This is a genomic window from Dickeya sp. NCPPB 3274, assembly GCF_000406205.1.
Taxonomy (GTDB): domain Bacteria; phylum Pseudomonadota; class Gammaproteobacteria; order Enterobacterales; family Enterobacteriaceae; genus Dickeya; species Dickeya fangzhongdai.
This window is the reverse complement of the sequence record NZ_CM001979.1, coordinates 4,373,886-4,386,407: the sequence shown is the minus strand read 5'-3', so window position 1 is coordinate 4,386,407 and position 12,522 is coordinate 4,373,886. Positions and strand designations below refer to the sequence as shown.

The window sequence follows — 12,522 nt, the reverse complement described above, 5'->3', positions numbered from 1 at the left end:
AGGATAGTGGTCTTGGTAATAAAATGTGATTTATGTCACAAAAAAATCAAAGTGGATATTTTTTGATTTTAAAAATCAAATGATTAGTGATTTTTTGGTCGGATGCACCCGACCTTTTCTCCGATGCGCGGGAAAGGCCGGGTGGTTATTGGGCGGGGAATAGAATGGGCGTTACAGGATGGCGAGCTTGATTTGCGCCAGCCAACTGTCGAGGCGCTGTTCCGTCAGGTCGTGCTGGTTGTCCTGATCCAGCACCAGGCCGACAAAGCGGTCTTCCTGTAGTGCGGCGGACGTATTGAATTCGTAGCCGTCGCTCGGCCAGTCGCCCACCACGCGCGCGCCCAGATCGGTCACCACGTCGTAGAGCGGTTTCAGCCCGCTGGCGAAATTGTCCGGGTAGCCCTGCTGATCCCCCAGCCCGAACAGCGCGACGATTTTGCCTTTCAGATCGGTGCCGGCCAGTTCATCGGCAAATTCCAGCCAGGACGGATTTTCACAACCGGCGTCGATACCGGGTAGCTGACCGTCGCCCAGCGTCGGGGTGCCCAGCAGCAGTACCGGGTAGGACAGAAAGGTTTCCAGCGAGGTGCGGTTGATGTTGACCGGCGCGTCCGCCGCCTCGCCCAGTTTCTGATGAATCAGTTTGGCGATCTTGCGGGTTTTGCCGGTATCGGTGCCAAAGAAAATGCCAATGTTCGCCATAGCGGTGCTCCTGATTACGTGATGAAAACAAAAGACAGGTGATGAAAACAAAAACAGCCCTCCGTGAAGGATGCATCAGGCCGTTCATTCACTTGCCATTTGCGAATCTCGTGCCAGTTTTGGTCGGCGTGCAATATGGATTTTTCTGCACATTGATGGCGCACTGCTGCACTTTTATTGTGCTTTTTTTGTACTGACAAACCGGCGGTTTTTCATGGGCAGGGCGCATGGCAACAGGGATTGACGGTTTTGGGCGGCAAAACAGGGATCCGGATCAATGTTTAGTCCGCTTAATCAATAAAAGGTGCATTGTTTGCATGGTTATTCTCCGTTATTCGCCAGCCGGACGGGGTGTCGCAGCCTGCGACAAATTGTCGACAAGCCGACATCCCCGCCGCCACACTGTAAGGGAGCCACCCCATGTCCATGCATTTGATGACGGAATCTTTTCCGCTGGGCGAAATCGCCAGCCATTTGTCCCGACAGCATCCGTCGCTGTTTTCCACCGTGGTGGAACAGTCGTCGGTGGCGATCTCCCTGACTGACCCGCACGCTAATATCGTGTACACCAACCCGGCGTTTTGCCGCCTGACCGGCTACGGCCTGCCGCAGTTGCTCGGGCAGAATCACCGCATTCTCGCCAGCCAGCAGACCCCGACCGAGGTGTATCAGACGCTGTGGCAGACGTTGCTGCAAGGGCGCGCCTGGCGCGGTCAGCTGATTAACCGCCGCCGCGACGGCAGCCTGTATCTGGCGGAAATCGACATCACGCCGATTTTCAATTCCCACGGCGAGGTGGAGCACTACCTCGGCATGCATAAAGACATCAGCGCCGGTTATGCGCTGGAACAGCGGCTGCGCAACCACATGACCATGATCACTGCGGTGCTGAACAATATCCCGGCGGCAGTGGTAGTCGTGGACGAGCAGGATCGGGTGATCATGGATAACCTGGCCTACAAGACGCTGTGCGCCGACTGCGGCGGCCGCGAACTGCTGGCGGTGCTGGATTACCCGGCCAATAAGGCGGCGTTGCAGCAGGGAACGGCGCTGCCGGTCACCATTCGCGGCGCGGTGCGCTGGCTGACGCTCGGCTACTGGGCGCTGCCCGGCGTCAATGAGGAAGCCAGCCGCTATTTCACCGACACCGCGCTGCCGCGCACGCTGATCGTCATCAGCGACTGCACCGAACAGCAGCAGCAACAACAGCAGGGACGGCTCGATCGCCTCAAACAGCAGATGACCAACGGCAAGCTGCTGGCGGCGATCCGCGAGTCGCTGGATGCGGCGCTGATTCAGCTCAATTGCCCGCTCAACATGCTGGCGGCCGCCCGTCGGCTTAACGGCGCGGACCGCAGCAACGTGGCGCTGGAATCCGCCTGGCGTGAAGGCGAGGAGGCGGTGGCGCGGTTGCAGGCCTGCCGCCCGTCGCTGGATTTCGAACCGGCGGCGGACTGGCCGCTCGGCGTGCTGGCCGAGGATCTGGCCGCGCTGTATCACACCCGTTTTACCGACGGCGACCAGCTGCGCTGCGAACTGGACACGCCGCAGTTGACCGGGTTCGGGCAGCGTACCCAGATTCTGGCCTGCCTCAGTCTGTGGCTGGACCGCACGCTGGCGCTGGCGGGAGAAATCCGGCCTTTCGCGCTTTCGGTGCATCTGTTCGCCCGTCAGGACGGCGACTGGCTGGCGCTGTATCTGGAAGACAATGTGCCGCTGGAGCAGGTGCGCTACGTCAGTACTCAGACCGCGCTCACCACGCCGGGCAAAGGGATGGAATTGCGTTTGATCCAGACGCTGGTGGCGCATCATCAGGGGGCGATAGACCTGACTTCCCGCCCAGGCGGCGGTACCTGTCTGGCGCTGCGTTTCCCTCTATCTGCTTCACTAACGGAACTCTCCGCTCCATTAACCAGACTCTCCACTTCACTGACAGGAGGCTCAAAATGACACAGGCACCCGATACGGGGAACGTCGTATGGCGTTTTGATTTGTCTCAGCAGTTTACGGCGGTGCAGCGTATTAGCGCGGCGCTGAGCCGGGCCACCGACGTCGGGCAGGCGTTACAGGCGGTGTTGCGGGTGCTGCATGATGATGCCTTCATGCAGCACGGCATGATTTGCCTGTATGACCCGCAGCGCGGCGGGCTGAGAGTGGAAGCGCTGTACTGCGAGGATGAGCGGGTACTGTCCAGCAGCAGCCAGGTGTGTTACCGGCCGGGCGAAGGGCTGGTGGGCACGGTGATGACCCAGCGTCAGCCGCTGGCGCTGCCGCGCGTGGCGGACGATCAGCGTTTTCTCGACCGGCTTAATCTGTATGACTACGAGCTGCCGTTTATCGGCGTGCCGTTGTTGGGCATTGAACAACAGCCGATCGGCGTGCTGGCGGCCCAGCCGATGGCGCGTTACGAGGAACGCCTGCCGGCCAGCACCCGTTTTCTGGAAACGGTAGCCAGCCTGATCGTGCAGACGGTGCGGCTGATGCGCGCCCCCCGACACGACGGCGAATCGCCGTCGGCAGCGAGCCGTCCGGCCGCCTGTAAAACGCCGCGGCCGTTCGGTTTTGACAGCATGGTGGGGAAAAGCGCGGCGATGCGCCAGACGATGGAGATCATCCGTCAGGTGTCACGCTGGGACACCACGGTGCTGGTGCGCGGCGAGAGCGGGACCGGTAAAGAACTGGTGGCGAACGCCATCCACTACAATTCGCCGCGCGCGGCGGCGCCGTTCGTGAAGTTCAACTGCGCGGCGCTGCCGGATAACCTGCTGGAAAGCGAACTGTTCGGCCATGAAAAAGGCGCCTTCACCGGTGCGGTACGTCAGCGTAAAGGGCGCTTCGAACTGGCGGACGGCGGCACGCTGTTTCTGGATGAAATCGGCGAAAGCAGCGCCTCGTTTCAAGCCAAGCTGCTGCGTATCCTGCAGGAAGGGGAGATGGAGCGGGTGGGCGGCGACGAAACCCTGCGCGTCAATGTGCGGATTATCGCCGCCACCAACCGCCATCTGGAGGAGGAGGTGCGCGCCGGTCATTTCCGTGAAGATCTCTACTACCGGCTGAACGTGATGCCGGTGTCGCTGCCGCCGCTGCGGGAACGGCAGGAGGATATCGTCGAGCTGGCGCAGTTTCTGGTGAAGAAGATCGCCGCGCATCAGGGCCGGTCGCTGCGTATCAGCGACGGCGCCATCCGCCTGCTGATGGGGTACAACTGGCCGGGCAACGTGCGCGAGCTGGAAAACTGTCTGGAGCGGGCGGCGGTGATGACCGACACCGGGTTGATCGACCGCGACGTCATCCTGTTTAACCACCACGACGCGGCGCCGATGATGAACAAACCGACGCCGCCGGCCGCCGCCGAAGAGGGCTGGCTTGATCAGAATCTGGATGAACGCCAGCGGCTGATCGCCGCGCTGGAGAAAACCGGCTGGGTACAGGCCAAGGCGGCGCGGCTACTGGGGATGACGCCGCGGCAGGTGGCCTATCGCATCCAGATTATGGACATCAATATGCACCGTCTGTAACCGGACGATGGGATTGTGGCATGTGGCACATTGTCGGCCGAATGCCGCAATCCCGACAAACCGCTTCGGCGGTTTTCTTTATTATCACTTTGTTTTTCAAGTAATAAATTTTTTGGCTATACGGTATGGCGCTTGCACTCTCCGGGTATGACTCCATCCTTTGATAGGCCATAACCATGACATCCTGCTCTTCCGCATCCGGCTGCCGTTCCGACCAGACCGACCGTTTTACCCCATTGCAAGCCAGCAAGGTGGCGCATCACCCCTGCTACTCGGTGAGCGGGCACCATCACTACGCCCGCATGCATCTGGCGGTGGCGCCCGCCTGTAACCTGCAATGCCATTACTGCAACCGCAAGTACGATTGCAGCAACGAATCCCGCCCCGGCGTGGTGTCCGAATTGCTGACGCCGGAGCAGGCGGTGGCGAAAGCGCATCAGGTGGCGGCGGTCATTCCACAACTGTCGGTGGTCGGCATCGCCGGGCCGGGCGACCCGCTGGCGAATCTCGCCCGCACCTTTCGCACCCTGACGCTGCTGCGCGAACAGTTGCCGGATCTCAAACTGTGCCTGTCCACCAACGGCCTGATGCTGCCGGAGGCGGTGGATCGGCTGCTGGATGTCGGCGTCGATCACGTCACGGTGACGGTCAACGCGCTCGATCCGGATATCGCGGCGCGGATCTACGCCTGGCTGTGGCTGGACGGCGATCGCTATACCGGGCGCGAGGCGGGGGCGATCCTGCTGGAACGCCAGCAGGAGGGGATCCGGCGGCTGACGGAAAACGGCGTGCTGGTGAAGATCAACTCGGTGCTGATCCCCGGCATCAACGATCGGCATTTGTTTGAGGTCAGCCAGCAGGCGCGGCGCTGGGGGGCGTTTTTGCACAACATCATGCCGCTGATCGCCCGGCCGGAACACGGCACGGTATTCGGCCTCAACGGTCAGCCGGAGCCGGACGCCGAGGCGCTGGCGGCGGCGCGCACGCAGTGCGGCGCGGCGATGCCGCAAATGGCGCACTGCCAGCAGTGCCGGGCCGACGCTATCGGTATGCTGGGCGAAGACCGCAGCCAGCAGTTTCGGCTGTCGTCGCTGCCTGCCGAGCCGCAGCCTTACCTGCCGTTGCTGCACCAGCGCGCGCAGGTGCACGCCAGTATCGCCTCGCGCGGCGAGTCCGAAGAGCCGGACGCCTGTCTGGTGGCGGTGGCGTCGTCCGGCGGCGAGGTGATCGACTGCCATTTCGGCCATGCCGATCGCTTCCAAATTTACAGCCTGTCGGCCGCGGGGGTGATTCTGGTTAACGAACGTTTTGCACCCAAATATTGCCGCGGCAGCGATGACTGCGAACCTGCCGACAGCGAGGATCGCATGGCGGCGATGCTGGCGTTGCTGGCGGACGTGGAGGCGGTGTTCTGCGCCCGCATCGGCTACGCGCCGTGGCAGAAGCTGGAACAGCAGGGTATCCAGCCCTGCGTGGAAGGCGCCTGGCAGAATATCGCCGAGGTGCTGGGTCGCTGGTGGCGGGAGCGCCGGCAAGCGCAACCCGTCGGGGAACGTGCGCAGGGAGCGGCCTGATGGCTGGGGCGGAGTACTGGCTGCGGCGGCTGCTGGCGTTACATGACACCGGCGCGGCCTGTTTCCCCCGGCAAATGGGGTTGGATAACGCCGCCTGGCTGGCGCTGCGACAGCGGCTGAACGGGCCCGCGCCGGGGGAGAACGCCGCGCGGGATCAGCGTCAGTCGCTGATGAGCGAACTGCAACAGACCCGGCGGGAAGAGCGGGCGCAACTGGCCGGCTGGTTGTACGGCTATCTGGCGGCGGACGGCGCGCCGATGCATCAGATCATCGCCAGCGCCTCGCTGGGCTTCAATCACCTGTGGCAGGATCTGGGGCTGGATTCCCGCGCTGAGCTGCGTCTGCTGATGAGCGATTGCTTCCCGGAACTGGTGGCGCTGAACCATCAAAACATGCGCTGGAAAAAATTCTTCTACCGTCAGCGTTGCCTGCATCAGGACGGTGAACTGGTGTGCCGCTCCCCCAGTTGCGACGACTGCTGCGAATGGTCGCTGTGCTTTGCGCCGGAATAGCTTCATGGCGTCGGAATAACTTCATTGCGCCGGAATAACTTCATTGGACGATGTCCCGCCATGAGGCGTAAATGATGCCTGATAGCTGCGCGCTATTTTATTGAACATGGTGCTGGCGTTACTGGCGGCCTCATCTTGAGGCGCGTAGACGACAACCGGTCCTACGGAAGGTTTCCTGCCGTTTCCTGTTTTATTCTCTTTCGTTTCTCCCGCGTTTAAAAATATATTTATTTTAAATATCTTTCTTACTTATCATTTTCGAGTCGTCGATTAAATAAAAAGGCAGCATGGCCGATATAGCAGGCATCTCTGCTGCGATAACAGGAGGCTGATAACAATTAATTAAAATGAGAACGAATCAATAGCCATAAAACCAATAATCAATCGCATGTTCGAGAGGTATTAAATGAGTTTTATTTGTAACGTCAGGGTTAAAATTATGATGCTGGCTATCCTGATCATATTTACCTTGTTATGGGGCGGGGTGTCAGTTTTCTCTCTGTATTCACTGAATAGTCTGACCGGCGAGATTGGTCTGACGAATGTGCAGCAAACTAACGGCGATATTATTAATGGCGCCAGCGATCGTTACTACAAAGTTAAATTGTCGATGGACGAAGCCGTCATTGCTGGAAATAACAGTGAACGCGCTCGCACATTGCTCAACGACGCCACCGCGGACGTGGATTTTCTGAAAGGCGGGCTGGCGCAGTTCAAAGTGACCGACCACGCCAATATCAGCAGCAACACCATTGATGATATTTACAATAGCTCCTATCAACTGTTCAGCGAAGCGATTGTGCCGATGTTGGATGCGGTCAAACAGAATAACCACGATGTCTATGACAAACTCGTCAGGGAGAAATACAACCCGTTGCGAGTAAAATTCACCGCTGCCATCAACGAATATAATCAGATTATTAAAAATCTGAAAATAGAAGCGCAGGCCCGCATTTCAGCCTGGGTATACTGGTGTAAGGTTACGCTGATCGTCGCCATGATTGTTGGGTTGTGCGTGGTGATATTAACCGACCGCTATCTCGCTATTCAGATGGGCCGCCCGCTGGAGAAGGTGAAAGCGCATCTGCAAATCCTGTCGAACGGGCAACTGGATTCGACAATCGGCGAGATGGGGCGCAATGAGATTGGGCAGTTAATTCCGTTTGTTCACACCATGCAGAATAACTGGATAAAGACGGTGACCGATATTCGCCGCAGCGCCAGCGAGATTTATCACGGCAGCAGCGAGATCGCCGCCGGCAACAGTGATCTGTCCTCTCGTACCGAAGAGCAGGCCGCCGCCCTGAGTGAGACCGCCGCCAGTATGGAACAACTGAGCGCGGTGGTGAAACAGAACGCGGATAACGCCCACCAGGCCAGCTCGCTGGCGCGGGATGCGTCAAAAGCGGCCGACAACGGCGGCGACGTGGTGAAAGCGGTAAGCAACAGCATGCAGAACATCACCCACAGTTCGCAGAAAATCGTCGACATCATCAATGTGATCGACAGTATCGCCTTCCAGACCAATATTCTGGCGCTGAATGCGGCGGTGGAAGCGGCGCGCGCCGGAGAAGCCGGTCGCGGGTTCGCGGTGGTGGCGAGCGAGGTCAGAAATCTGGCCCAGCGCAGCGCTCAGGCGGCGAAGGAAATCAAAACCCTGATCGACGAGTCGGTGGACAACGTCAAAAACGGCTACGAGCAGGTGTCGCTGGCCAGCAAATCGATGGAGGATATCCTGAAGTCGGTCACCAATGTGACGGATATCATGGGGGAAATCGCCTCGGCGTCCAGCGAGCAGAGCAAGGGCATTTCCCAGGTGGGAACCGCCATCACGCAAATGGACAGCGTGACGCAGCAGAACGCGGCGCTGGTTGAACAGTCTTCGGCAACCTCGTCTTCGCTGGAAGAACAGGCGCATCAATTGAACGAGATTGTCTCGGTATTCAAACTGCCGGGCGTGGCCGGCGCAACGGCGGCGCGTCGGGAACTCAAACCGGCCGGGAGGGTAGCCGCGCTGGCGAATCTGAGCCCGGCATCCCGACAGGAGAAGGCCGGCGACGACTGGACGTCGTTCTGATCCCGTTGGCGTCAGACTTCACGCGGCGCTTTTAGCGCGAGCCTCACAGCGGCGGCGGCCTGCGGGTTGTCGCCGCTTTTTTGCATCAGCGACGTGTTAAGTCATCGACGTGTTAAACCAGGAATCTGTTCCGCCATGTGGTCTGGCGAAAAACATGAGCCAGCGCGTATGGCGCCGATTACCGGCAATAGCGCCGAAACAGTTTGGCTAATTGAGCGCCCATCGGCGACAGCATGGTGTCCTTACGCTGAATCAGATAGAAGGTGGCTTTGGGCAGCGGCTGGTCCAGCTCCAGCACCCGCAGGCGTTCGCCGAGGATCGGGTCGCGGATGACGTCCCGCGACAGGATGCTGACGAAGTCGGTTTTGGCGACCAGACTGACGCTGGACATCAGGGTTTCACAGGTGACGCTGACCCGGGGCGTGACCGGCAGCGTGGCGAACAGGTCAAACAGCTGTTTGTAGTAACTGCCGCGCGGGGTGGGCATGGTCCACTCGTAGTCCAGCAAATCCTCCAGCGAATGCGCCCGTTGAATCGGGTGGTCGCGCCGCACCACCACGCAGTATTCCTTTTCCATCAGTTTTTCGTATAACAGTTCGTTATCATAGGACGATCCGGAGTAGGTATTGACGGTGAAGTCCAGCTCTCCTTGCCGCAGCTCGTGGATCATCGCCACCAGTTGCCCTTCGGTGATGCGCAGTTTGACCTGCGGATAAAGCCGGTGAAAACGGTTGACGATCTCCGGCATCACCGTGTGGGCGATGCTGGCGCCGACCCCGATATTGACCCGTCCGCTGGCCTGCCCAAGCCGCTGCTGGATGTCTTCGCGCGCCACGCGCAACTCTTCCATAATCAGGCTGGCGTGGCGGAAATAGGCTTCGCCGCAGTCGGTCAGCGCCATCCCCTGGCGGTGGCGCAGAAACAGGCGTGCGCCCAGACAGGCTTCCAGCTCCTGAATGGATTTGGTCAGCGCCGGTTGCGACAGATTCAGTTGCCGCGACGCGGCCCGAATGCTGCCGTGGCGCGCCACTTCTACGAATGATTGCAACTGATGCAGCTTTACGTTCTGAGTCATCTCGTTCTCTGATCGCCGTTCTGGTGATAACTGTGATTTATCACGCCAAAGATCCTGACATCTTATTCACACTGGTGGGTTTGTGTACATTTTTTTCAATTACGTGACAGCCCGTTGCACGGGCGTCATCGATCAGGACACCACCAGAGAAAACAGGCTTATGCACTCAGACGTTCTTTATTCCGATTTGTCACAACGCGTGGAAAAACTCATTCCGTGGCTGCGGGAAACGCGCCGCGATTTGCATAAATATGCGGAATCCGGCTGGCTGGAGTTTCGTACCGCCACGCGGGTCGCCGAGGCGCTGCACCAACTGGGTTATCCGCTTAAGCTTGGGCGGGACGTCATCAACGCCGACGCCCGCATGGGGTTGCCGCCGGACGAGGTATTGCAGGCGCAGGAACAACGGGCGCTGGCGCAGGGCGCGCTGCCGCAATGGCTGCCCTATTTCTCCGGCGGTTTTACCGGCATCGTGGCGACGCTGGACACCGGACGCCCCGGCCCGGTCATCGGCTATCGCGTCGATATGGACGCGCTCGATCTTAACGAACAACTGGCGGACGATCACCGCCCGTTCCGCGACGGGTTCGCTTCCTGCAACGCCGGCATGATGCATGCCTGCGGTCATGACGGCCACACCACTATCGGGCTGGGACTGGCGCAGGTATTGATGGCGATGCGCGAGCACCTGTGCGGCACCATCAAAATTCTGTTTCAGCCGGCGGAGGAGGGCACCCGCGGCGGTAAATCAATGGCGGAAGCGGGCGTGGTGGACGACGTGGACTATTTCACCGCCATTCATATCGGCACCGGTATTCCGAACGGGCATCTGGTGTGCGGTAACGACACCTTCATGGCGACCACCAAGCTGGACGTTGCCTACCGCGGCGTGGCGTCTCACGCCGGCGGTCGACCGGAAGAAGGCCGCAACGCCCTGCTGGCGGCGGCGCAGGCCACGCTGGGGCTGCATGCCATTCCTCGCCACAGCGGCGGCAGCTCGCGTATCAACGTCGGCGTGTTGCAGGCCGGCACCGGGCGCAACGTGGTGCCGTCGCACGCCGTGATGAAAGTGGAAACCCGCGGCGCCACCAACGAGGTCAACGAGTTTATTTATCAGCAGGCGCTGAAGGTGATCGACGGCGCGGCCGCCATGCACGGCGTTGAGGTGGATATCGCGTTGATGGGCGCGGCGCAGTGCAGCCAGCCCAGCCCGGAATGGGTGGCGTTCATTCGCCGTCAGGCGGAGCAGGTGCGGGAACTGACCCACATTATCGACCGCAAAGACGGCGCGGCCGGTTCTGAAGACGCCACCTACCTGATGGAGCGGGTGAAAGCGCACGGCGGTCTGGCGTCTTACGCGGTGTTCGGCACCGAACTCAGCGCCGGGCATCACAACGAGAAGTTCGATTTTGACGAAAGCGTGATGGCGGTGGCGGTGAAAACGCTGGCGCTGCTGGCGCTCAATATCCGCGAGTTTGGGGAGGCGCAATGACCCAGGCCATCGTCGGATTTGTTAACCACACGCTGGCCGCCCGCGCGCAACAGCTGGCCGCCATCGCGGATGATATCTGGGATCACCCGGAAACCCGCTTTACCGAGCATTACTCGGCCGAACGGCTGGCTGGTGCGCTGGAGGCGGAGGGTTTTTGCGTGCAGCGCGGCATCGCCGGCATCGATACCGCGTTCGTCGCCAGTTTTGGCAGCGGCCAGCCGGTGGTAGCGCTGCTGGGCGAGTTCGACGCGCTGGCCGGGTTGAGCCAGCAGGCCGGTTGCGCGGCGCCGTCGCCGCTGGCGGCGGGCGGCAACGGCCACGGTTGCGGCCACAATCTGCTCGGCACCGCCGGGCTGGGCGGGGTGCTGGCGGTGAAAGCCTGGCTGGAACAACACCCGCAGGCCGGCACTATTCGCTTTTACGGCTGCCCGGGGGAAGAGGGCGGCTCCGGTAAAACCTTCATGGCGCGCGAGGGCGTGTTCGATGACGTGGACGCGGCGCTGACCTGGCACCCGGAAACCTTCAGCGGCATGTTCTGTACCCCGACGCTGGCCAACATTCAGGCCGCCTTTCGTTTCAAAGGCGTGGCGGCGCACGCGGCGGCCGCGCCGCATCTGGGGCGCAGCGCGCTGGATGCGGTAACGCTGATGAACACCGGCGCTAATTTCCTGCGCGAGCACATCATTCCCGACGCACGGCTGCATTACGCCGTGACCGACACCGGCGGCCATTCGCCCAATGTGGTGCAGGCGGACGCCGAAGTGCTGTATCTGGTGCGCGCGCCGCAGATCGATCAGGCGCAAGCCATCTACGAGCGGGTGGTGAATATCGCCCGCGGCGCGGCGCTGATGACCGACACCACCCTGACGGTGCGCTTCGACAAGGCTTGTTCCAACTATGTGCCCAACCGGACGCTGGAACAGGCGATGTACGGCTTTGTCGCGGCGTTTGGCGTGCCGGCATACAGCGGGCAGGAGCAGGAGTACGCCGCTGAGATAGCCCGGACGCTGAGCGCCGAGGATATCGCCAGCAATCTGGCGACCATCGCCCGCACCGGCGGCGCGGCCGGTCAGGCGTTCAGCCGCACGCTGAAAGGCCAGGCGCTGACCTCGCAGGTCGCGCCCTATGCGCCGACCGAATCGTTGCTGTCCGGCTCCACCGACGTCGGGGATGTCAGTTGGCTGGTGCCGACCGCCCAGTGCTTCAGCCCCTGCTACGCGCTCGGCACGCCGCTGCATACCTGGCAGGCGGTGGCGCAGGGCCGCACTTCGCTGGCGCACAAGGGCATGCTGCTGGCGGCGAAAGTGATGTCGGCCACCGCGCTGGCGCTGTTGACCGACAGTGCGTTGTTGCAAGCCTGTCGGCAGGAGTGGCGGCAGCAACGGCAGGAAACGCCGTACCGCTGCCCGATCCCGGCCGGTATCCAGCCATCGCCGTTGCAAGGCTAATGCTCCCGGTTTGTTGACCGTAGTCCGGCAATCGTTTGCTGTCGTTGCGTCGTTCCCGCAACCGCCGCAAACGTGGCGGAGAAACCGAGCAGGGGAAGGTCGCTATTACCCGACGGCAGGGTTT

Annotated in this window: 9 protein-coding genes; 7 read left to right on the top strand and 2 right to left on the bottom strand. The window is 60.9% G+C overall.

What is annotated here, in order from left to right:
• Positions 1 to 171: 171 nt before the first annotated feature.
• A complete protein-coding gene (locus DXX3274_RS19520; RefSeq protein ID WP_042861224.1) occupies positions 172 to 702 on the bottom strand; it encodes a flavodoxin in 531 nt (176 codons plus the stop codon).
• Positions 703 to 1,122: 420 nt separating this feature from the next.
• Between DXX3274_RS19520 and nifL the strand changes: the two genes are divergently transcribed.
• The 5 genes from nifL (at position 1,123) to DXX3274_RS19495 (ending at position 8,383) form a co-directional block, all read left to right on the top strand.
• The gene (nifL, locus tag DXX3274_RS19515; RefSeq protein WP_042861223.1) at positions 1,123 to 2,652 is read left to right on the top strand and encodes a nitrogen fixation negative regulator NifL; all 1,530 of its coding nucleotides are present in this window, start codon (positions 1,123 to 1,125) and stop codon (positions 2,650 to 2,652) included.
• On the top strand, positions 2,649 to 4,220 hold the full coding sequence (nifA, locus tag DXX3274_RS19510; protein ID WP_042861222.1) for a nif-specific transcriptional activator NifA: 1,572 nt from the start codon (positions 2,649 to 2,651) through the stop codon (positions 4,218 to 4,220). The genes nifL and nifA overlap by 4 nt, the downstream gene beginning before the upstream one ends.
• Before the next feature lie 176 nt (positions 4,221 to 4,396).
• Positions 4,397 to 5,794 carry a nitrogenase cofactor biosynthesis protein NifB gene (nifB, locus tag DXX3274_RS19505; protein ID WP_042861221.1) on the top strand — a complete coding sequence of 466 codons (1,398 nt, stop codon included), beginning with the start codon at positions 4,397 to 4,399 and terminating at the stop codon, positions 5,792 to 5,794.
• A complete protein-coding gene (locus DXX3274_RS19500; protein ID WP_042861220.1) occupies positions 5,794 to 6,306 on the top strand; it encodes a nitrogen fixation protein NifQ in 513 nt (170 codons plus the stop codon). The genes nifB and DXX3274_RS19500 overlap by 1 nt, the downstream gene beginning before the upstream one ends.
• A 406-nt stretch (positions 6,307 to 6,712) precedes the next feature.
• The gene (locus DXX3274_RS19495) at positions 6,713 to 8,383 is read left to right on the top strand and encodes a methyl-accepting chemotaxis protein (RefSeq protein WP_042861218.1); all 1,671 of its coding nucleotides are present in this window, start codon (positions 6,713 to 6,715) and stop codon (positions 8,381 to 8,383) included.
• 178 nt (positions 8,384 to 8,561) lie between these two features.
• Here DXX3274_RS19495 and DXX3274_RS19490 read toward each other — a convergent pair whose 3' ends face one another.
• Positions 8,562 to 9,458 carry a LysR family transcriptional regulator gene (locus tag DXX3274_RS19490; protein ID WP_042861216.1) on the bottom strand — a complete coding sequence of 299 codons (897 nt, stop codon included), beginning with the start codon at positions 9,456 to 9,458 and terminating at the stop codon, positions 8,562 to 8,564.
• A gap of 160 nt (positions 9,459 to 9,618) precedes the next feature.
• On the opposite strand from DXX3274_RS19490, the gene DXX3274_RS19485 reads away from it, so the two are divergent.
• Positions 9,619 to 10,950, top strand: coding sequence for a M20 family metallo-hydrolase (locus DXX3274_RS19485; RefSeq protein WP_042861215.1), 1,332 nt, complete (start codon positions 9,619 to 9,621; stop codon positions 10,948 to 10,950).
• Positions 10,947 to 12,398, top strand: coding sequence for a M20 family metallopeptidase (locus tag DXX3274_RS19480; protein WP_042861213.1), 1,452 nt, complete (start codon positions 10,947 to 10,949; stop codon positions 12,396 to 12,398). Before DXX3274_RS19485 ends, DXX3274_RS19480 begins: the two co-directional genes overlap by 4 nt.
• The last annotated feature ends 124 nt before the right edge of the window (positions 12,399 to 12,522 follow it).